Genomic DNA, 21,872 nt, shown 5'->3' with positions numbered 1-21,872 from the left:
GCAACTACCTTATGATCAATGGCCAGCCTGGCCTTGGATGGTTTCGGCCAGGGCCTGGGTGCAGCGCTCTTCGGCGGTGTCCAGTTCCAGCTTCATTTGTTCGATGTCCAGCAACTGCTGCTCCAACTGTTCGCGACGCTCGGCGATTTTCACCAGCATGCTGTTGAGTTGGACATGGTTGCCGCTGGTGGGGTCGTAGAGTTCGATCAGTTCACGGCATTCGGCCAGGGAAAAACCGATGCGCTTGCCGCGCAGGATCAGCTTGAGGCTGACCTTGTCCCGCGCCGAGTAGATGCGTTCCTGGCCCCGGCGTTCCGGGGCCAGCAGGCCTTGTTCCTCATAGAAGCGAATGGCGCGGGTGGTGATGTCGAGCTCGCGGGCGAGGTCGGAAATGCTGTAGGTCGTGCTCATGAAGGCGCTCAAGAAAGTCTTGGCGCTAAGCTAATGTCAGGTTGACGTAAACGTCAAGGTCGATCATCAATCCCTGTAGGAGCGAGCTTGCTCGCGAAAAACGTCAACGAGAACGCGGTAGCCCTGATACCCAAAGGCGCCCTCGGGTTTTTCGCGAGCAAGCTCGCTCCTACACGGCGACAGGTTCAGGCTTGCAGCTTGTCGAGTTTCTTCTCGTGCGCCGTGACCTGCTGGCACAACTCGATCATTTGCTCGCGCATCCAGCGGTTGGCGGGGTCCTGGTCGGTGCTCTCGTGCCAGTACAGGTGGGTTTCCACCGGCGGCACGTCGTTGACCGGCAGGTTGAACCAGTGCAGTTCATGGCGGCGGGCGAAGCGCTCGGGCACGGTCATCACCATGTCGGTCTGTTGCAACACTTGCGAGGCCATCAGGTAATGCTGGGAGCGCAGGGCGATCTTGCGCTGGATGCCCATCTTGCCCAGGGCCAGGTCGACATGGCCCAGGCCGTTGCGGCGGCTGGAGATATGGATATGGGTCAGCGACAGGTAATCGTCCAGGGTGAACTTGTCCTTGCCCGCCATCGGATGGCCCTTGCGCATGGCGCACACGTAGCGGTCTTCCATCAGCTTGACGTGGCGCACCTGCGGGTCGGTGTTGAGCGGTGCGTCGACGGCAAAATCCAGGCGCCCGGCGGCCAGTTCCTTGGTGGTCTCACGGCGTTTGGACAGGAAACTCTCGATCACCACCGTCGGCGCCAGGCGACGCAAGCGCTGGAACAGCAGTGGCAGGATCACCGCTTCGGTCAAGTCGGTCATGCTGATGCGGTAGGTCTTGGCCGCCTGTTGCGGGTTGAAAATCCGGCTTTCCTGCACCGACACGCGCAGCAATGACAGTGCGTTGCGCACCGGGCCGATGATGTTCTGCGCCATCGGCGTGGGCACCATGCCTTGGGCGGTCCGCACGAACAGCGGGTCGTTGAAGGTCTCGCGCAGGCGTGCCAGAGCGTTGGACACCGCCGGTTGGGTGATGCCGACAATCTGCCCGGCACGGGTCAGGTTGGCTTCGGTGTAGATCGCGTCAAAGACGATAAACAGGTTGAGGTCGACCTTGCTCAGATTCATTTCGTTGCGCTCTTATTGTTAGGTGGCCATGCCCCGATCATATATCGGTGATGAATGTTAATACACGCCGAGAATAGGCTAGGTAAATTATCAACGCTGTTCTAGCATCGATTGCATGACCTAAACAACCTCTCAAAGAAGGGAGCTGCTCATGGATTTCGCCTATTCGCCCAAGGTTCAGGAACTGCGTGAACGCGTCACTGCGTTCATGGACGCTTACGTTTACCCGGCCGAACCGGTGTTCGAACGCCAGGTCAGCGAAGGCGACCGCTGGCAGCCCACCGCGATCATGGAGGAGCTCAAAGCCAAGGCGAAAGCCGAAGGCCTGTGGAACCTGTTCCTGCCCGAATCCGAACTGGGCGCTGGCCTGACCAACCTTGAATACGCGCCGCTGGCGGAAATCATGGGCCGTTCGCTGCTGGGCCCGGAGCCGTTCAATTGCTCCGCCCCGGACACCGGCAACATGGAGGTGCTGGTGCGCTACGCCAACGCCGAACAGAAACAGCGCTGGCTCGAACCGCTGTTGCGCGGCGAGATCCGCTCGGCCTTCGCCATGACCGAGCCCGACGTGGCCTCCTCGGACGCGACCAACATGGCCGCCCGCGCCGAGCGCCAGGGCGATGAGTGGGTGATCAACGGCAAGAAATGGTGGACTTCTGGCGCCTGCGACCCGCGCTGCAAGATCCTGATCTTCATGGGCCTGAGCAATCCCGATGCGCCGCGCCACCAGCAGCACTCGATGATCCTGGTGCCGGTGGACGCCCCTGGCGTGAAAATCGTGCGCCCGCTGCCGGTGTTCGGTTACGACGATGCGCCCCACGGCCACGCCGAAGTGCTGTTCGACAACGTGCGCGTGCCGTATGAAAACGTCCTGCTGGGTGAAGGTCGCGGCTTTGAAATTGCTCAGGGGCGTCTTGGCCCGGGCCGCATTCACCACTGCATGCGCTCCATCGGCATGGCCGAGCGTGCGTTGGAACTGATGTGCAAACGCGCGATCAGCCGCACCGCGTTCGGCAAACCGTTGGCGCGCCTGGGCGGCAATATCGACAAGATCGCCGACTCGCGCATGGAAATCGACATGGCACGCCTGCTGACCCTGAAAGCCGCCTACATGATGGACACCGTGGGTAACAAAGTGGCGAAAAGCGAAATCGCCCAGATCAAGGTGGTGGCGCCGAACGTGGCGTTGAAGGTGATCGACCGCGCGATCCAGATCCATGGCGGCGCTGGCGTCTCCAACGACTTCCCGTTGGCCTACATGTACGCCATGCAACGCACCCTGCGCCTGGCCGATGGCCCGGACGAAGTCCACCGTGCGGCGATCGGCAAGTTCGAGATCGGCAAGTATGTGCCTAAAGAGTTGATGCGCGGCGGGCAGTAACACCGCGTCGCCTGCCGTCGCGGGCAAGCCCCCTCCCACAGTTGACCGAGTTGTGCATGAGAACGCGGTCTAGTGTGGGAGGGGGCTTGCCCGCGACGAGGCCCGTGCGAACAACACAAAACACAAACCTCAGTACACCCAAACCTCCACCCGCCGATTCTTGATCCGGCCCTCATCCGCGGTATTCGCCGCCACCGGCATCTGCGCGCCGAACCCGCGGATATCGCGGAGCACCACGCCGCTCTTGACCAATTCCCGACGCACCGCCATCGCCCGCAGCTTGGACAACAGCGCCGCGCGTTCGGGGTCATTCTTGATATCGCCAAACCCTACCAGCGTCACCTGCTTGTCGAGCTTGCCGTGGCCTTTTATATACGCCACCACGCGCTGCACATCCTGGCGCGCCTTGTTGTCCAGGCTCGCGCTGCCTTCCTCGAAGCGGAAATTCACCGTCAGGCGCTGGGCCTCGCGGGCAATTGCCTGATAGTCCTCGGGCATGGACGGGCGCGGCTCCACGCTTATCGCCTGGACCCGCTGCGCGATAAACCCGTTGGCCGCCACGATCGCCTGGCCCTTGCTGCTCTGGGTGAAGTCCACCAGCGCCTTGGCCCACGGATTGTGCGTGGTCGGCGGTAGGTAAAAGAACAGGCGGCGCGACAGCGGGTAGTCCTCGGTGGCTATCAGGCTGTTCAGCGGCAGCATCGGTTGCGAGTCACCGTCGACGATCGCCACCGCTTTGGCCTGGCGCACATAGGGCAGGCCGATGAAACCGATGCCTTGCGGGTCCTGGCTCACCGCGTCCGACAGTTGCTCGCTGGCCTCGAACCGCTTGGCCGACGCGGCGAGGGGCTTGCCGCGACGGCTCAGGACCAGGTCCTTGAAGGTGTCATAGGTGCCCGACCGATCATCCCGCGCATATAAATGAATCGCCCCGCCGATGCCGCCGAGTGCTTCCCAGGTGCTGATCTCACCGTTGAAGATTTGCGCCAGTTGCTCGGTGTTCAGCGTATTCAGCGGGTTGCGCGGGTTGAGGATGATGGCCAGGCCGTCGATGGCGATCACCTGTTCGGCCTCGGGGCTTTTCAGGTCGCCCAGGGGTTCGAGGTCCACCAGTTCGCTGTCTTTGATCGGGCGGGAGGCGGCGGCGAGGTCGGCGCTGGCTTTGTGCAGGGCGGCAAAACCGGTGCTGGAACCATGGGCGTCGACCTCGATGGTCAGCGTCTTGCCCTGGCGGGTCTTGCCGATCACGCGCTGTTCATTGGCGCCTTCGGCGGGTTCAGCGTGGACCCCTTGCAGCCCCTGCTGCTCCATCAACCCCTTGACCAGCGCCGGGCCAAGCGCCGCGCCGATCGTGTTGGAGCCCTGGATGCGCAAGGCGGGGCCCTGATCGGGGATGGGCAGCGGCGCGCTAACGGCACTCAGGGGAAAAAGGGTCAGCAGTAACAGAACGCGCAGGATCATGCCGGCACCGTCTCAAGGCAAAGGGAGTGCCGCGAGATTAAGTCAGTTGGGTTTCAGTAATATGACTGTCACTCAACCGTAAAAATGTGAGAGCGGGCTTGCTCCCACATTGTTTAAGCGCGCCGTCCGTGAAGTCAGCTCAATTCCAGCCAGATCGGTGCATGGTCCGAGGGTTTTTCCAGGCCGCGCAGTTCGTAGTCCACCCCAGCATCCTTGACCCTGGGCAGCAAGCCGTTGGACGCCAGGATCACATCGATACGCAGGCCACGCTTGGGTTCATCTTCAAACCCGCGACTGCGGTAGTCGAACCAGCTGAAGCGGTCGGTCACGTTGGGGTTGAGGTGGCGGAAGCTGTCCACCAGGCCCCAGTTCTTCAGGCGGGCCATCCACTCGCGCTCTTCCGGCAGGAAGCTGCACTTGCCGGTTTTCAGCCAGCGCTTGGCATTGTCGGGGCCAATGCCGATGTCGCAGTCTTCCGGGGAAATATTCACATCGCCCATTACCACCAGCGCCTGGTCGTTGCTGAACTGGCTTTCCAGCAACTGTTGCAGGTCTGCGTAGAAGCGCTGCTTGGCCGGGAACTTGGTGGGGTGGTCGCGGCTTTCGCCTTGGGGGAAATAGCCGTTCATGATGGTGATCGGGTTGCCTTGCGCATCGGCGAAGGTGCCCCAGATAAAGCGACGCTGGGCGTCTTCTTCATCGCTGGCAAAGCCTTTGTGTACGCTCAGCGCTTCCTGGCGCGAGAGCAGGGCCACGCCGTAGTGGCCTTTCTGGCCGTGGTAGTACACGTGATACCCCAGGGCCTGCACTTCGGCCAGCGGGAACTGGTCGTCGTGGACCTTGGTTTCCTGCAGGCCGATCACATCGGGTTGATGCTTTTCAATCAGCGCCGCCAACTGATGCGGGCGAGCCCGTAGCCCGTTGATATTGAAAGAGACGATTTTCATGGTCGGCTGTCCAGTCTGGCAAAAGGGCGATGCTAGCCGACAAGTCGGACGGGGGCCAGCGTGGCGGTAGGACGGATGCGCTGCTAATGTCTGGGAACGACTCGCGCTGCGTAAGTTCGTACCCATAAGAACGCCGTCTTTTGAATGGCGCCCAGGGAGATTCACTGTATGTCTGACACTTCAACTGCGATTGCCGAAATCCGCCTGCTCAATAGCGACTATTCCAGCGAAGCGCGCTCCCTGCTGTACCAGGCTTATCGCCATGAGCCGACGTTCGCCTACATCTTCGAAGCTGAGCGGCCGGGGTATGAGCAGCGGGTCCGTGCCACCGTGCGCGAGTTGGTCAAACAGCATTTCTTCCAGAAGCTTCCCGCCATCGGCCTGTTCGTCGACGACCGACTGATCGGCGTTGCGTTGATCGCGCCACCCCAGCGGCGCCTGGGCATCACCGAGAGCTGGGCGTGGCAATTGCGCATGTGGTTGAGCACCGGTGTGCGGGGGACGCGGCGTTACCTGGATTATCACCAGGCGGTGCTGGCGTGCCTGCCCAGCGATTCGGTGCATGTGTTGCCGTTGCTGGGTATTCACCCGCAATTCCAGGGCAAGCACTTCGGTGAGCAACTGCTCGGCGCGGTACACAACTGGTGCGCCGAGGACCCGCATTCGTCCGGTGTGGTGCTCGATACCGGCAACTCGCGTTACCTGGAGTTCTACAAGCGTCAGGGTTATGAGGAAATCGGCGAAGTCGCTGTAGGACCGATCCTGGAGCATGTGTTTTTTCATGCCAATCCACAGCCGTTACAGGCTGTAACGACTTGAGTCAGGATTTTCAGATAAATCTGAGTTCAAAGAGTCTCTCCAGCTCGTGTAGCATCCGCGCCTATGAAGTTTCCAGGAAGATTCACCAGCGGCTTGATTCTGCTGTTCACAAGCTGCGGCGCTTTGGCGCAAAGCGAACTGGACGTGCGAGTCAAACCCTCAAACGACGCGTTGAAAGCCAACATCGAAGGCTACATCGGCGGGGTAGGCGATCGCGATGAAGAAGCGTTGCTGCGCTTCAGCCGTGGCGCCGAAGAGCAGGCGCGCAAAGCGGCCCAGGCCTTGGGCTTCTATCAGCCGCAGATCAGCAGTGATGTGCAGGGCGGCAAGAACCCGCGCCTGACCCTGACCATCGAGCCCGGCGAACCGGTGCATTTGCGCGACGTGACCATTCGGGTCGACGGCCCGGCCGCCGCCCTCAAAGCCTTTCGTGTGCCTGCCAGCCGCGACCTTGAATCCGGTGCCGTGCTCAACCACGGCCATTACGAAGACGCCAAGCGTCTGATCCAGAACCAGGCCTCGCGCTACGGCTTTTTCAATGGGCGCTTTACCCGCCAGACCCTGTCGGTCGACCCCAAGGCGGGCGTCGCCGATATCGAACTGGTGTATGACAGCGGCCCGCGCTACACCTTGGGCAAGGTCAATTTTGCTGGCGATACGCCGTTCGATGAAGAACTGTTGCAACGCATGGTGCCGTTCAAAAACGGCGCGCCCTACGATTCCGAACTGATTGCCGAGTTGAACCAGAACCTGCAAGCCAGCGGCTTTTTCGAAGGCGTGCGGGTGGACGCCGCGCCGGCTGCGTCGGCCAACGATGTGATCCCGGTCGCAGTGCAACTGGAAACCCGCAAGCCACGCACCATGGGCCTGGGCCTCGGCTTTTCCACCGACGTCGGCCCGCGCGGCAAAGCCAACTGGACGCGCCACTGGGTCAATCCGCAGGGCCACAGTTATGGCTGGGAAGCCGAATTGTCGGCGCCACGGCAGAACGTCGGCCTGTGGTACGACATCCCGCTCGACCCACCGCTTACCGACAAACTGCGTTTTGCCGGCGGCTACCAGAATGAAGAACTGGCCAACACCGACACCCTGAGTAAATTGCTCACCCTCGGCCCGGAATGGCACAGCAAGTTGCCCAGCGGCTGGACCCGGGTGGTCTCCCTCAAGTGGCAGCGTGAAGAATATCGCCTGGGCGATGACTCGGGCCTGAGCAACCTGTTGATGCCGGGGCTCAGCTATTCCTATTTGCGCAGCGACAACCGCATCGATCCCCACCACGGCTATCGCCTGCAATTCGACACCAAGCTGGCCAAGGAAGGCTTCGGCTCCGACACCAACCTGCTTTACGGCACGGCCATGGTCAAAGGCCTGACCACCGTGTGGGACAAGCACCGCTTCCTCGCGCGGGCGCAGATCGGCGGCAGCGCCACCAACGGCTACAAGTCGGTGCCGCCGTCGCTGCGTTTCTTTGCCGGTGGCGACCAGAGCGTGCGTGGTTACGAGTACCAGACCCTGTCGCCGGAGAACGACCGTGGCGACCGCATCGGTGGCCGCTACATGGTGGCCTTGAGCGCCGAGTATCAATATTCCATCGCCGAAAAATGGCGGATCGCGACCTTTATCGACCAGGGCAACTCCTTCAACACCCTGGAAATGCCAAGCCTGAAAACCGGCGTGGGCGTCGGCCTGCGCTGGGTGTCGCCCGTCGGGCCGATTCGCCTTGACCTGGCCCATGCCCTGGAAGACCCGGGCGGTATCCGTTTGCACTTTTCCATGGGGCCTGAGCTGTGATGCGTGGTTTGAAAATAGCCGGGCTGGCTGCCGTTGCCCTCCTGGCCATGGTGTTGCTGGCGCTGTGGACCGTACTCGGAACCCAGGCGGGCAGCCGTTGGGCGTTGGGCCAGGTGCCGGGCTTGAGCGTGGATAATTTCCAGGGCCGTTTGGGCGGCCAATGGAGTGCCGAGCATCTGCTGTGGCAGCAGGGCAGTGACCGTGTCGAGCTCAACGCGCCGACGTTCGACTGGTCGCCGGCCTGCCTGCTGCGCCTGACGCTGTGCATTGACCGGTTGGCGGTGGATCAAGTCAGCCTGCAATTTGCGCCGAGCACGGAGCCGAGCAGCGGGCCGATCCAGCTGCCGGCGCTGAAGTTGCCGGTTGCGCTCCAGTTGGGCGACGTTCGCGTCGGCAGCCTGCTGTTTAACGGCAGTGAGGAACTCAAGGGTATGCAACTGGCGGCGCATTGGACCGCCGCGGGCCTGCAGATCGATTCCGTGCATCTGCAACGCGATGATCTGGTGCTGGACCTGTCCGGGCTACTCCAACCCAGCGGCGACTGGCCGTTGACCGCCAGCGGCAACCTGAGTCTGCCTTACGCCCCCGGCGGCGCGCCGTGGACGGTGGCGTTCAGGGCCGATGGCGACCTGCTCAAGACCCTCAAGCTCGACGCCGACAGCAGCGGCTACCTGCCGGCCAAGCTCAGCGGCGAGTTGCAACCGCTGGTGGAAAACCTGCCGGCACAGCTGCACATCACCGCCGACGCCTTCAAACCCAGCGCCGATTTGCCTGACACCCTGCAACTCAATCAACTTGACCTCACCGCCAAAGGCGACCTGGACAGCGGTTACCAATTGCTCGGCAAAGCCGTACTGCCCGCAGAAAAGGGCCCGGTGGACTTACTGCTGCAAGGTAAGGTCGATGCCAAGGGCGCGCAGATCGCCGGCCTGGATCTGAGCGCCGGTGACAAGCAAAGCCTGAAACTCACGGCACAGCTGGACTGGCAGCAGGGCTTTCAAGCCGATGCGAAAATCGATTGGCTGGACTTCCCCTGGCATCGCCTCTACCCCTTGATTGACGAGCCGCAAGTCACCTTGCGCACCTTCAATGGTGAAATTTTCTATAAAGACGGCAACTACCTCGGCAACCTCAAGGCCGACCTCGATGGCCCCGCGGGCAAATTCAACGTGGTCACGCCGTTCAGCGGCGACCTCAAACAAGTGTTCCTGCCCGAGCTGAAACTGACCGCTGGCCAAGGCAAGGCCGAAGGCCACCTCAACCTGCAGTTCGCCGACGGCCTCGCCTGGGACACGGCGCTCGACCTGTCGGCGCTGAACCCGGCGTACTGGGTCGCAGAGTTGCCGGGCACGCTGGCCGGACCGCTGCGCAGCAAAGGCGAGTTCAAGAACCAGCAGCTCAAACTGAGCGCCGACCTCGGCCTCAAGGGCCGTCTGCGCGGGCAGCCCGCCGTATTGGCCGCCAAGGCCGAAGGCGCGGGTGAGCAATGGACCCTGGCCAACCTGGATATCCGCCTGGGCGACAACCGCATCTACGGCAGCGGCAGCCTGCAACAACGCCTGGCCGGGCAGATCGATATCAAACTGACGCGGCTGGCCCAGCTGTGGCCGCAGTTACGCGGGCAGGTCAATGGCCGACTCGATGTGGCCGGTAGCCTCAAAGCGCCTCAAGGCAAACTCGACCTCAAGGGCCAGCAACTGGCGTTTGCCGACAATCGCCTGCAAAGCCTGAGCCTCGACGCCACGCTCGATAACGCCCAGCGCGCAAAGATCGACCTCAAGGGCAGCGGCATCCAAAGCGGCGACACCCAAGTCGGCACCCTGACAGCCAGCGCCCAGGGCGATGTCAGGCAACAGAAGGTCCAGTTGGATCTGGCCGGCCCACTGGTCAAGCTGGCCCTGGCCCTGGATGGCAACCTCGACCAAGGCAACTGGCGCGGACGCCTGGCCAGCGGTGACGTGCAGGCCGGCGGCCAGGACTGGAAGCTGCAGGCCCCGGCGAAAATCGAGCGCCTGGCCGATGGCAGGCTGACCTTCGCCGCCCACTGCTGGGTCGCGGGCCGGGCCAGCCTGTGTGCTGAAGATCAGCGCCTGATGCCTGAACCGAAGCTGCGTTACCACCTCAAGCAATTCCCCATCGATAGCCTGGCGGCCTGGTTGCCCAAGGACTTCGCCTGGCAGGGCACGCTCAACGCCGACGTACAGCTCGACCTGCCGGCCAGCGGCCCCAAAGGCGTGATCGCAGTGGATGCCAGTGGCGGCACGTTGCGCGTCAAGGACAAGCACCAGTGGCTGGATTTCCCCTACGACACGCTGCAATTGGACGCCACCCTCAACCCCAAGCGCATCGACACCCAGCTCAACTTCCAGGGCGGCAAGCTCGGTGAGTTGCGGTTGCAGGCACAGATCAACCCGCTGGCGAAAAACAAGCCGATCACCGGTACTTTCAGCCTCACCGGTCTGGACCTCACCGTGGCGCGGCCGTTTGTGCCGATGGTGGAAAAACTCAACGGCAAGCTCAACGGCAATGGCCGCATCTCCGGTGGCCTGCTGGCGCCGCTGGTCAACGGCAGCATGAACCTGGTGGGCGGCGAGATTTCCGGGGCGGAACTGCCCATCAGCCTCGAAGGCTTGAACGTACAGGCGCTGATTGCCGGCGAAAGCGTGCAACTCGATGGCAGCTGGCACAGCGGCAAGGCCGGGCAGGGCAGCCTCAAGGGCCACATCGACTGGGGCCGCGCCCTGGCGGTCGACCTCAGCCTGCAAGGCGCGCACTTGCCGGTCACCGTTGAACCTTACGCAGTGCTGGAAGTCGCGCCCGACCTGAAGATCAGCCTGAAGAACGACAAGCTCGCGATCGTCGGCAAGGTGCAGATCCCGCGGGGTGACATCACCGTGCGCGAACTGCCGCCGTCGACGGTCAAGGTCTCCGATGACACGGTGATCGTCGGCAGCCAGACTGAAGAGGGCAAGCCGCCGATGGCGATGGCGATGGATATCGACGTGGCGGTGGGTGAAGACCAGCTCAACTTCTCGGGCTTCGGCCTCACCGCCAAGGTGCAGGGGCATGTGCATATCGGCGACAACCTGGACACCCGCGGCGAGCTGTGGCTCAACGACGGCCGCTACCGTGCCTACGGCCAGAAGCTGGATGTGCGCCGTGCGCGTTTGCTGTTCGCCGGGCCGCTCGACCAGCCTTATCTGGATATCGAAGCGATCCGCAAGACCGGCGATGTCGTCGCTGGTATCCGCCTGAGCGGCAGCGCCGAACAGCCCACTACGCAGATCTTCTCCGAGCCGGCCATGAGCCAGGAGCAGGCGCTGTCCTACCTGGTGCTCGGCCGTCCGCTGAGCACCACCGGTGAAGATAACAATATGCTCGCCCAAGCCGCCCTGGGCCTGGGCTTGATGGGCAGTGCCGGCGTGACCTCGGACATTGCCAAGGACCTCGGCATCCAGGATTTCGAGCTCGACACCCAAGGCAGCGGCACCAACACCGCCGTGGTCGCCAGCGGCAAGATCTCGGAGAAACTCAGCCTGCGTTATGGGGTTGGGGTGTTCGAGCCGGCCAGCACCATTGCTTTGCGCTACCTGTTGAGCAAGAAGGTGTATCTGGAGGTGGCCAGTGGTGTGGCCAGTTCGTTGGATATTTTCTATAAGCGGGATTTCTAGATCCGCCCTCGATGAAAAAGTGCGAGCGGGCTTGCTCGCTCGCACATACCAAGCAAGCTAATCATTTCATTTGACATTAGCTGCCTAAGCAGTAATATCTCGTCACACATTCGCTGCCTAGGCAGTAATAAGGTGACTTCCGATGAAACACTTCACCCCGGACAACTTCCACAACTGCCGCCTCGGGCTGTTGCTGGGCCGTGCGGCGATCCTTAAAGACAAAATCATCGACATCCATATGGAACCGCACGGCATCACCGCCGCGCAGTTCAAGGTGTTGATCATCATGGCGCAGTTCGGTGTCGACACCCCGGCGGAGCTGTGTCGCCACCTGTCCCTGGACAGCGGTTCGATGACCCGCATGCTCGATCGCCTGGAACAAAAAGGCCTGCTTGATCGCAAGCGGTCGGCGCTGGACCGTCGCCAAGTGCAACTGGTGTTGACCGACGACGGCCAGCGCCTGGCGGACAGGCTGCCGTACATCGGCGCCGAGGCGTTGAACCAGTTGGCCAGCGCACTGGAGCCGGGTGAATTGCAAACCCTGGAAAAGATCCTCATGAAAATGCTGATAGCTGCCGGTGATCCGATCACCCTGCAGCGGGTAGGTAAAGCATGAACACACGTGCCCTTTGCCTGGTGCTGACGGCCATGAGCATGGCCGGTTGCGCCAATTTCAGCGGCCTCGACACCCAGGGCCAACGCCTCGACGCGAACACCCTGCAGACCGGTAAGTCGTTGACCGGCGTGACCCTGTCGAGCGCCGCCTGGCCCAGCGCCGACTGGTGGAAAAGCCTCGGCGATCCGCAGCTCGACGGTTTGATCCAGGAAGCCCTGCAAAACAGTCCCGACATGCAAGTGGCCAGCGCCCGTGCCCACCAGGCCGAAGCCGCCGCCTATGCCGCCAACGCCGCACGCCTGCCGACCCTGGACGCCAGCGCCGGTGTGAGCCGTTCGCGCCTGGCCAGGGACAAGGACCCGCTGGGGCAGGGCGATGCCTACTCGACGGTGCGAAACATCGGCGCCAGCTTCAACTACAACTTCGACCTCTGGGGCGGCCAGCGTGCTGCCTGGGAAGCCGCGTTGGGCCAGGCCCGCGCCGCCGAAGTCGACCAGCAGGCCGCGCGCCTGACCCTGGCGGCCGATGTGGCCAAGGCCTACAGCGACCTGGGCCAGGCGCATATCGTGCGGGACCTGGCCAATGACGACCTCAAGCGCACCCGGCAAATGCTCAGCCTGAGCCAGCGCCGCCTGAACTCGGGCATCGACAGCCGGTACCAGTACCAGCAGACCGAAAGCCTGGAAGCCAGCTCCCAGTCGCAACTGATCGATGCGGAAAAACAACTGCAGAGCGCGAAAATCGCCCTGGCGGTATTGCTCGGCAAAGGCCCGGACCGCGGCAACGAACTGGCGCGCCCGGCGGTGCTCAAGCCCAGCGCCGTCGCTGTGCCCTCGGTGCTGCCCGCCGAACTGCTGGGCCGGCGCCCGGACCTGATCGCCGCACGTTGGCGGGTGGAAGCGGCGAGCAAGAACATCGCCGCCGGCAAGGCCAGCTTCTACCCCAACCTCAACCTGAGCGCGAGCGCCGGGGCCGAGTCGTTGCTGGGGGATGCGATGTTCGGTTCGGCCAGCCGCTTCTTCAACATTGCGCCGACGATTTCGCTGCCGATTTTCGATGGCGGCCGCCTGCGCGCCAACCTCGATGCGCGCGATGCCGACTATGACCTGGCCGTGGCCCAGTACAACAAAACCCTGGTGCAAGCCCTCGGCGATATCGGCAACAGCCTTTCACAACTGCGCGAAACCGGTCGGCAGATCCAGGCCCAGCAACACGCCGCGGACATTGCCCAGCAGTCCTACGACACCGCGATGCAGCGTTACAGCTCCGGGATCGGCAACTACCTGGACGTGCTCAGCATCGAGCAGCAATTGCTGCAGGCCCAGCGTCAGCTGGCGACCTTGAACGCCGCGCAAATCGATCTGTCGATCCAATTGATGCAAGCCCTGGGTGGCGGCTACGACGCCGCAAATGTGGCATCGACCACCCCAGCTACACGCACGGAATAATTTGAGGTAACTGACATGGCCACTGCCGAAAGCAACAACGCAACGGGAACGCCCGATAACAACCCGCGCAAACGCAAAGTCATGCTGGTCGGCCTGGTGCTGATCGTCATCCTCGGCGTGGTCGGCGTGTGGGGTTGGTATGAACTCTACGGCCGCTTCAATGAAAGCACCGACGACGCCTACGTGAACGGCAACGTGGTGGAAATCACCCCGCTGGTCACCGGCACCGTGGTCAGCATCGGCGCCGACGATGGCGACCTGGTCCACGAAGGCCAGGTGCTGATCAACTTCGACCCCAACGACGCGGCGGTCGGCCTGCAAAGTGCGCAGGCCAACCTGGCCCGCACCGTGCGCCAGGTGCGGGGCTTGTACAGCAACGTCGACGGCATGAAAGCCCAGGTCAATGCGCAGAAAGCCGACGTGCAAACTGCCCAGGACAACTACAACCGGCGTAAGACCCTGGCCCAGGGCGGGGCGATTTCCCAGGAAGAACTGTCCCACGCCCGTGACAGCCTGACCGCGGCCAAGAATGCCCTGACCAACCTTGAGCAGCAGCTCAAAAGCAGCAACGCCCTGGTCGACGACACGGTGATCTCGTCCCATCCGGACGTGCAAGCCGCCGCCGCGCAACTGCGCCAGGCCTACCTGGCCAATGCGCGCAGCACCCTGATCGCCCCCGTCACCGGCTATGTGGCCAAGCGCACCGTGCAACTGGGCCAGCGCGTGCAGCCGGGGACGGCGTTGATGGCGGTGATCCCGCTGAACCAGCTGTGGATCGACGCCAACTTCAAGGAAACCCAACTGCGCAATATGCGTATCGGCCAACCGGTGGACATCGAAGCGGACATTTACGGCAGCGATGTGAAGTTCAGCGGCACCATCGACAGCCTCGGCGCCGGCACCGGCAGCGCGTTTGCCTTGCTGCCTGCGCAGAACGCCACGGGCAACTGGATCAAGATCGTGCAACGGGTGCCGGTACGCATCCACGTCAATGCCGAAGAACTGACCAAGCACCCGCTGCGGGTGGGCTTGAGCACGGTGGTCAACGTCGACCTGCACGACCGCAGCGGCCCGGTACTGGCGCAACAGGCACCCCAAAAGGCCTCGTTCACCACCAACGTGTATGACCGCCAGTTGGCCGAAGCCGATGCCATGATCACCCAGTTGATTCATGACAACAGCCTCGCCGCGCCCAAGGCTGTGCAACGCTGATGAGCCATAACGCGTCCTTCTCGCCACCCAGCTTGGTGATGGCCACGATTGGCCTGTCGCTGGCGACCTTCATGCAGGTGCTCGATACCACGATCGCCAACGTAGCGTTGCCGACCATTTCCGGCAACCTTGGCGTGAGTTCGGAGCAGGGCACCTGGGTGATCACCTCGTTTGCGGTGAGCAACGCCATTGCCCTGCCGCTGACCGGCTGGTTGAGCCGGCGCTTCGGCGAGGTGAAGCTGTTTCTCTGGGCCACCGTGCTGTTTGTGCTGGCCTCGTTTCTCTGCGGTATTTCCACGTCGATGCCCGAGCTGATCGGCTTTCGGGTGTTGCAAGGCCTGGTGGCGGGGCCGTTGTACCCGATGACCCAGACGTTGCTGATCGCGGTCTACCCGCCGGCGAGGCGCGGCATGGCCCTGGCACTGCTGGCGATGGTCACGGTGGTGGCGCCGATTGCCGGTCCCATCCTCGGCGGCTGGATCACCGACAGCTACAGCTGGCCGTGGATCTTCTTCATCAACGTGCCCATCGGCATCTTTGCGGTGATGGTGGTGCGTTCGCAGTTGAAGAAACGCCCGGTGGTCACCAGCTACCAGCCGATGGACTATGTGGGGTTGTTGAGCTTGATCGTCGGGGTCGGCGCGTTGCAGATCATCCTCGACAAGGGCAACGACCTGGACTGGTTCGAGTCCAACTTCATCATCGTGGGGGCGGCGATTTCGGTGATTGCCCTGGCGGTGTTCATCATCTGGGAGATGACCGACAAACACCCGGTGGTCAACCTGCGGCTGTTCGCCTACCGCAACTTCCGCATCGGCACCATCGTGCTGGTCCTCGGCTACGCGGGCTTCTTCGGCATCAACCTGATCCTGCCGCAGTGGCTGCAAACCCAGATGGGCTACACCGCGACCTGGGCCGGCCTGGCCGTGGCGCCGATCGGTATTCTGCCGGTGCTGATGTCGCCGTTTGTCGGCAAGTACGCGCACCGATTCGACCTGCGCGTACTGGCGGGCCTGGCGTTCCTGGCGATTGGCTTGAGCTGCTTCATGCGCGCCAGCTTCACCAATGAGGTGGACTTCCAGCACATCGCCCTGGTGCAGCTGTTCATGGGCATCGGCGTGGCGCTGTTCTTCATGCCGACCTTGAGCATCCTGATGTCCGACCTGCCGCCGCACCAGATCGCCGACGGCGCCGGCCTGGCGACGTTCCTGCGGACCCTGGGCGGCAGCTTCGCGGCCTCGCTGACCACCTGGATCTGGATTCGCCGCGCCGACCAGCACCATGCGTACATGAGCGAGAACATGACCACCTACGACGCGGCGACCCGCGATGCGTTGAATGCGTTGGGCGGCGCGGGGCAAAAGGCCTACGCCCAACTCGACCAGATCCTCACCAGCCAGGCATACATGATGTCCACCGTGGATTACTTCACGTTGCTGGGGTGGATGTTCATGGGCTTGATGCTGCTGGTGTGGCTGGCCAAACCGCCGTTTACCGCGAAGGCGGGGCCGGCTGCATCAGGGCACTGATCGGCCAAGGCTGGAATGCAATCAGCCAGGGCTGAAATGCAATCAACCAGGGTTGGAATGCAATCAACTGTGGGAGGGGGCTTGCCCCCGATAGCGGTGTATCAGTCAACCTATTTGAAGCTGACCCACTGCCATCGGGGGCAAGCCCCCTCCCACAGTTGATCAGGCGCCCGGCAGTGCCAGTTGCGGATTGACGAAGTCAAACGCCGCCAGCTGAAACCCTTGCTCATCCACCTGCAATGCCCAGCCTTGCTTGTCCCAATCCCCCAGCACAATACGCTTGGCCGCCTGATCGCCGATCTGCAACTTATGAATGGCGGGGCGGTGCGTATGGCCGTGGACCAGGGTACGCACGCCGAACTGCTGCATCACCCGCGGCACTTCCTCAGGGGTGACGTCGACAATGTCGTTGGCCTTCATCCGCGTCTGCGCCCGGCTTTCGTTGCGCAGCTTGCGCGCCAGTTTGTGGCGGGTGCGCAAGGGCAGGTGACGCAGGATAAACAGCACAATCGGGTTGCGCAGGATGCGCCGCAGCTTCATATAGCCGACGTCGCGGGTGCAGAGGCTGTCGCCGTGCATCAACAGCACCGGCTCGCCGGCGAGTTGCACGACGCTCGGGTCCTTGAGCAGCTTGGCGCCTGCGGCTTTGCAGAACGTCTTGCCGATCAGGAAGTCGCGGTTGCCGTGCATGATGAAAATCGCGGTGCCGCTGTCGCTCAGTTCGCGCAGGGCCGCGCAAATCGAGCGCTGGAAAGGGGTGATCCCATCGTCGCCAACCCAGGCTTCAAAGAAGTCCCCGAGGATGTACAACGCCTGGGCGCCACGGGCGCGGCCGTGGAGTAAATCCAGAAACGCCCGGGTAATGTCCGGGCGTTCCTCTTCCAGATGCAAGTCTGAAATCAGCAATATCACTCAATGATCTCGGCTTTCTCGATGATCACGTCGTCTGCTGGCACGTCTTGGTGGCCGGCTTTGCTGGTGGTGGCAACGCCTTTGATCTTGTCGACGACGTCAGTGCCTTCGGTGACTTTACCGAACACCGCGTAGCCCCAGCCCTGCACGTTCTTGCCGCTGTGGTTGAGGAAGGCGTTGTCGGCGACGTTGATGAAGAACTGCGCGGAGGCCGAATGCGGCTCCATGGTACGGGCCATGGCGACGGTGTATTTGTCGTTGGAAAGGCCGTTGTCCGCTTCGTTCTGGATGCTTGGGCGCTTGTCTTTCTTTTCTTTCATGCCAGGCTCGAAACCGCCGCCCTGGACCATGAAGTTGCCGATGACACGGTGGAAAACGGTGTTTTCGTAGTGGCCGGCTTTCACGTATTCAATGAAGTTGGCGACGGTGATCGGCGCTTTCTCGGCGTTCAGCTCGATGACGATGTCACCGTGGTTGGTGGTCAGTTTGACTTGAGTCATGTGTACTACTCTTTTCAGGGAATTCGTGGGTTCGGGCGCTGTGCGCCTGACCTGTTTGGCTAAACGTTGGCCAAGACGCGCAGTTTAGCGTGCCCTGCGGGAATTTCGAGGTGGTTTTTTACCGCCCGGGCAATTAAAGCAGCAGTTTTTGGCCGCACCCTGTCAGGCGGTTGACCGCTTCGGCTATGATAAGCCCTTTGTTTTATCTGGCCTGCCCAAGGCCACGTACTCGTCTGTTCAAGGATAATATGAGCAAGCCCACTGTCGACCCTACCTCGAACGCCAAGGCCGGTCCTGCCGCCACGGTCAATTTCCTGCGCCCGATCATCCAGGCGGACCTGGATTCGGGCAAGCACACGCAGATCGTCACGCGCTTTCCGCCGGAGCCCAACGGCTACCTGCACATCGGTCACGCCAAGTCGATCTGTGTGAACTTCGGTCTGGCCCAGGAGTTCGGTGGCGTCACGCACCTGCGTTTCGACGATACCAACCCGGCCAAGGAAGACCAGGAATACATCGACGCCATCGAAAGCGACATCAAGTGGCTGGGCTTCGAATGGTCCGGTGAAGTGCGCTATGCGTCCAAGTATTTCGACCAGTTGTTCGACTGGGCCATCGTGCTGATCAAGGCCGGCAAGGCCTACGTCGACGACCTCACCCCTGAACAGGCCAAGGAATACCGTGGCACGCTGACCGAGCCGGGCAAGAACAGCCCGTTCCGCGACCGTTCGGTGGAAGAGAACCTGGACTGGTTCGCCCGCATGCGCGCCGGTGAGTTCGCAGACGGTGCCCGTGTACTGCGTGCCAAGATCGACATGGCCTCGCCGAACATGAACCTGCGCGACCCGATCATGTACCGCATCCGCCATGCCCATCACCACCAGACCGGTGACAAGTGGTGCATCTACCCGAACTACGACTTCACCCACGGCCAGTCGGACGCCATCGAAGGCATCACCCACTCCATCTGCACCCTGGAGTTCGAAAGTCACCGTCCGCTGTACGAATGGTTCCTGGAGCACCTGCCGGTTCCGGCACACCCGCGCCAGTACGAATTCAGCCGCCTGAACCTGAACTACACCATCACCAGCAAGCGCAAGCTCAAGCAACTGGTGGATGAACAGCACGTCAACGGCTGGGACGACCCGCGCATGTCGACGCTGTCGGGCTTCCGCCGTCGCGGCTACACGCCCAAGTCCATCCGCAACTTCTGCGAAATGGTCGGCACCAACCGTTCCGACGGCGTGGTCGACTTCGGCATGCTCGAATTCAGCATCCGTGACGACCTCGACCACAGCGCCCCGCGCGCCATGTGCGTGCTGCGCCCGCTGAAAGTCGTGATCACCAACTACCCGGAAGGCCAGGTCGAGAACCTCGAACTGCCACGCCACCCGAAAGAAGACATGGGCGTGCGCGCACTGCCGTTCGCCCGTGAAATCTACATCGACCGTGACGACTTCATGGAAGAGCCGCCAAAAGGCTACAAGCGCCTGGAACCTACCGGCGAAGTGCGCCTGCGCGGCAGCTACGTGATCCGCGCCGACGAAGCGATCAAGGACGCCGCGGGCAACATCGTCGAACTGCGCTGCTCGTATGATCCAGAAACCCTGGGCAAGAACCCTGAAGGCCGCAAGGTCAAGGGCGTGATCCACTGGGTGCCGGCCGCCGCCAGCGTCGAGTGCGAAGTGCGTCTGTACGACCGTCTGTTCCGTTCGCCGAACCCTGAGAAAGCCGAAGACAGCGCGAGCTTCCTCGACAACATCAATCCGAACTCCCTGCAAGTACTCACGGGTTGTCGTGCCGAGCCATCCCTTGGCAATGCACAGCCGGAAGACCGTTTCCAGTTCGAGCGCGAAGGCTACTTCTGCGCGGATATCAAGGACTCGAAACCTGGCCATCCGGTATTCAACCGTACCGTGACCTTGCGTGATTCGTGGGGCCAGTGATTTAAGGAACCGTCGTGCTAACGATCTACAACACGCTCAGCAAGAGCAAAGAAGTCTTCAAGCCGCTGGATGGCAACAAGGTACGCATGTACGTGTGCGGCATGACCGTGTACGACTACTGCCACATCGGCCACGGCCGCAGCATGGTCGCCTTTGACCTGGTGACCCGCTGGTTGCGTTTCAGCGGCTACGACTTGACCTATGTGCGCAACATCACCGACATCGACGACAAGATCATCAACCGCGCCAAGGAAAACGGCGAGCCGTTCGACGTCCTGACCGCGCGCATGATCGCCGCCATGCACGAGGACGAGGCGCGCCTCAACATCCTCAAGCCGGACATGGAACCGCGTGCCACGGACCATATCCCGGGCATGCACGCGATGATCCAGACCTTGATCGACAAGGGCTACGCCTACGCTCCAGGCAATGGCGACGTGTACTACCGCGTCGCCAAGTTCATGGGCTACGGCAAGCTGTCGCGCAAGAAAATCGAAGACCTGCGCATCGGTGCGCGCATCGAAGTCGATGAAGCCAAGCAAGACCCACTCGACTTCGTGCTGTGGAAAGGCACCAAGCCCGGCGAGCCAAGCTGGGAATCGCCTTGGGGCGCCGGGCGTCCGGGCTGGCACATCGAATGCTCGGTGATGTCCACCTGCTGCCTGGGCGAGACCTTCGACATTCATGGCGGCGGCAGCGACCTCGAGTTCCCGCACCACGAAAACGAAATCGCCCAAAGCGAAGCCGCCACCGGCAAGACCTACGCCAACGCCTGGATGCACTGCGGCATGATCCGCATCAATGGCGAGAAGATGTCCAAGTCCTTGAACAACTTCTTCACCATCCGCGACGTGCTGGAAAAGTACCACCCGGAGGTGGTCCGCTACCTGCTGGTGTCCAGCCACTACCGCAGCGCGATCAACTACTCGGAAGACAACCTCAAGGACGCCAAAGGCGCCCTGGAGCGTTTCTACCACGCGTTGAAAGGCCTGCCCTCCGTGGCCCCGGCCGGCGGCGAAGCGTTCGTGGCCCGGTTCACCGAAGTAATGAACGACGACTTCGGCACACCGGAAGCCTGCGCGGTGCTGTTCGAGATGGTGCGCGAGATCAACCGCCTGCGTGAGAGCGATCTCGACGCAGCGGCCGGTCTGGCTGCACGCCTGAAAGAACTGGCCAGCGTGCTGGGCGTGTTGCAGATGGAAGCCGACGACTTCCTGCAAGCCGGCGCCGAAGGGCGTGTGGATGCGGCTGAAGTGGACGCGCTGATCCAGGCGCGCTTGACGGCGCGGGCCAACAAGGACTGGGCAGAGTCCGACCGGATCCGTGACCAACTGACCGCGATGGGTGTGGTGTTGGAAGACGGCAAGGGTGGGACGACGTGGCGCTTGGCTGATCAGGCTTGATAAGTAAACGCTGAATGAAAAACGCCCCGACTGGTTCGGGGCGTTTTTCATTTTGGGTTCAGCGAAACATGCGCGAAGGGCCGGTCTTCGTAACGCTGTCGGAACACGGCTTCGAGCGGTAGCCAACCTGCGACGTTCTGGAAAAAGCCCATTTGCTTTGACGCCCGCCCAATCCTGGCTTTAGATGGTCGACCAGACCAAGCCCATGATGAAACTGACGGTGATTCAAATGGATTGTATTTTCTGCAGCATTGTCCGAAAAACCTCCCCGGCCCATATTCTGTGGGAAGACCAACAGCATATGGCCTTCCTGTCTATTTTCCCCAACACTCCCGGTTTCAGCGTGGTGATCCCCAAGCAGCACTACGGAAGCTACGCCTTCGCCCAGTCGGATGAAGTGCTGGCAGGTCTGGTGGTGGCGGCGAAGAAAACCGCGCAGCAGATCGACCGGGCGTTTCCCGATGTGGCGCGCACGGGGATGATTCTGGAAGGCTACGGGGTGGATCACCTGCATGCGAAGCTGTTTCCCATGCATGGGACCGGACAGAACAGTGACTTCAAGCCCATCAGTTCCAGGGTCGACAAGTTCTTTGATCGCTACGAGGGGTACATCTCGTCCCACGATTTTGTGCGGGCGGATGATGCCGAATTGGCGGAGTTGGCGGCACACATCCGATCCTTCGCCTAGCCTCGATCCAAATGTG

General features: G+C 62.1%; 17 protein-coding genes and 1 pseudogene. 12 read left to right on the top strand and 6 right to left on the bottom strand.

Features of this window, described 5'->3' with window-relative positions; genetic code table 11:
* Positions 1-15: 15 nt before the first annotated feature.
* On the bottom strand, positions 16-411 hold the full coding sequence (locus JN756_RS19530; RefSeq protein WP_017848109.1) for a MerR family transcriptional regulator: 396 nt from the start codon (positions 409-411) through the stop codon (positions 16-18).
* Positions 412-498: 87 nt separating this feature from the next.
* Here JN756_RS19530 and JN756_RS32455 point away from each other — a divergent pair.
* Positions 499-585, top strand: a pseudogene (locus JN756_RS32455) (outer membrane lipoprotein carrier protein LolA); the annotation flags it as partial.
* A gap of 11 nt (positions 586-596) precedes the next feature.
* Here JN756_RS32455 and JN756_RS19520 read toward each other — a convergent pair.
* Positions 597-1,532, bottom strand: coding sequence for a LysR family transcriptional regulator (locus tag JN756_RS19520; protein ID WP_017848108.1), 936 nt, complete (start codon positions 1,530-1,532; stop codon positions 597-599).
* A gap of 151 nt (positions 1,533-1,683) precedes the next feature.
* Here JN756_RS19520 and JN756_RS19515 point away from each other — a divergent pair, with 151 nt between their 5' ends.
* Positions 1,684-2,913: an acyl-CoA dehydrogenase gene (locus JN756_RS19515; protein WP_017848107.1), complete on the top strand. Its 1,230-nt coding sequence runs from the start codon at positions 1,684-1,686 to the stop codon at positions 2,911-2,913.
* Positions 2,914-3,042: 129 nt separating this feature from the next.
* Here JN756_RS19515 and JN756_RS19510 read toward each other — a convergent pair whose 3' ends face one another.
* Both JN756_RS19510 and xthA read right to left on the bottom strand, forming a co-directional pair.
* Positions 3,043-4,374, bottom strand: coding sequence for a substrate-binding domain-containing protein (locus tag JN756_RS19510; protein ID WP_057004445.1), 1,332 nt, complete (start codon positions 4,372-4,374; stop codon positions 3,043-3,045).
* Between the two features lie 134 nt (positions 4,375-4,508).
* A complete protein-coding gene (gene xthA, locus JN756_RS19505; protein WP_017848105.1) occupies positions 4,509-5,321 on the bottom strand; it encodes an exodeoxyribonuclease III in 813 nt (270 codons plus the stop codon).
* A 168-nt stretch (positions 5,322-5,489) separates the two neighbouring features.
* On the opposite strand from xthA, the gene JN756_RS19500 reads away from it, so the two are divergent.
* The 7 genes from JN756_RS19500 to JN756_RS19470 all read left to right on the top strand — a co-directional run bounded on the left by JN756_RS19500 (position 5,490) and on the right by JN756_RS19470 (position 16,407).
* The gene (locus tag JN756_RS19500; protein ID WP_017848104.1) at positions 5,490-6,140 is read left to right on the top strand and encodes a GNAT family N-acetyltransferase; all 651 of its coding nucleotides are present in this window, start codon (positions 5,490-5,492) and stop codon (positions 6,138-6,140) included.
* Positions 6,141-6,203: 63 nt separating this feature from the next.
* A complete protein-coding gene (locus JN756_RS19495; protein ID WP_017848103.1) occupies positions 6,204-7,931 on the top strand; it encodes an autotransporter assembly complex protein TamA in 1,728 nt (575 codons plus the stop codon).
* Positions 7,931-11,602 (top strand): translocation/assembly module TamB domain-containing protein, encoded by a 3,672-nt coding sequence (locus JN756_RS19490; protein WP_201021188.1) that lies wholly within the window; start codon positions 7,931-7,933, stop codon positions 11,600-11,602. Before JN756_RS19495 ends, JN756_RS19490 begins: the two co-directional genes overlap by 1 nt.
* Before the next feature lie 142 nt (positions 11,603-11,744).
* Positions 11,745-12,218: a MarR family winged helix-turn-helix transcriptional regulator gene (locus tag JN756_RS19485; protein WP_046382876.1), complete on the top strand. Its 474-nt coding sequence runs from the start codon at positions 11,745-11,747 to the stop codon at positions 12,216-12,218.
* On the top strand, positions 12,215-13,666 hold the full coding sequence (locus JN756_RS19480) for an efflux transporter outer membrane subunit (protein WP_201021187.1): 1,452 nt from the start codon (positions 12,215-12,217) through the stop codon (positions 13,664-13,666). Before JN756_RS19485 ends, JN756_RS19480 begins: the two co-directional genes overlap by 4 nt.
* Positions 13,667-13,681: 15 nt before the next feature.
* Complete coding sequence (locus tag JN756_RS19475) at positions 13,682-14,878, top strand: HlyD family secretion protein (RefSeq protein WP_201021186.1); 1,197 nt, start codon at positions 13,682-13,684, stop codon at positions 14,876-14,878.
* The gene (locus JN756_RS19470; RefSeq protein WP_046382879.1) at positions 14,878-16,407 is read left to right on the top strand and encodes a DHA2 family efflux MFS transporter permease subunit; all 1,530 of its coding nucleotides are present in this window, start codon (positions 14,878-14,880) and stop codon (positions 16,405-16,407) included. The genes JN756_RS19475 and JN756_RS19470 overlap by 1 nt, the downstream gene beginning before the upstream one ends.
* Before the next feature lie 162 nt (positions 16,408-16,569).
* On the opposite strand, the gene lpxH is transcribed toward JN756_RS19470, so the two are convergent.
* Positions 16,570-17,319, bottom strand: a complete 750-nt coding sequence (lpxH, locus tag JN756_RS19465) for a UDP-2,3-diacylglucosamine diphosphatase (RefSeq protein WP_057004440.1) — start codon at positions 17,317-17,319, stop codon at positions 16,570-16,572.
* Positions 17,316-17,819: a peptidylprolyl isomerase gene (locus JN756_RS19460; protein WP_017848096.1), complete on the bottom strand. Its 504-nt coding sequence runs from the start codon at positions 17,817-17,819 to the stop codon at positions 17,316-17,318. The genes lpxH and JN756_RS19460 overlap by 4 nt, the downstream gene beginning before the upstream one ends.
* Before the next feature lie 248 nt (positions 17,820-18,067).
* Here JN756_RS19460 and JN756_RS19455 point away from each other — a divergent pair, with 248 nt between their 5' ends.
* The 3 genes from JN756_RS19455 to JN756_RS19445 all read left to right on the top strand — a co-directional run bounded on the left by JN756_RS19455 (position 18,068) and on the right by JN756_RS19445 (position 21,856).
* Entirely contained in the window at positions 18,068-19,765 is a 1,698-nt protein-coding gene (locus JN756_RS19455; protein ID WP_017848095.1) for a glutamine--tRNA ligase/YqeY domain fusion protein, read from the top strand.
* Between the two features lie 14 nt (positions 19,766-19,779).
* The gene (cysS, locus tag JN756_RS19450; RefSeq protein WP_017848094.1) at positions 19,780-21,168 is read left to right on the top strand and encodes a cysteine--tRNA ligase; all 1,389 of its coding nucleotides are present in this window, start codon (positions 19,780-19,782) and stop codon (positions 21,166-21,168) included.
* 229 nt (positions 21,169-21,397) lie between these two features.
* Complete coding sequence (locus tag JN756_RS19445; protein WP_201022312.1) at positions 21,398-21,856, top strand: HIT family protein; 459 nt, start codon at positions 21,398-21,400, stop codon at positions 21,854-21,856.
* Positions 21,857-21,872 lie beyond the last annotated feature (16 nt).

The sequence above is a fragment of the Pseudomonas sp. Y39-6 genome (genome assembly GCF_023651955.1).
GTDB lineage: Bacteria > Pseudomonadota > Gammaproteobacteria > Pseudomonadales > Pseudomonadaceae > Aquipseudomonas > Aquipseudomonas veronii.
The sequence above is the reverse complement of the archived record's forward strand: the minus strand, read 5'-3'. Positions and strand labels throughout refer to the sequence as shown.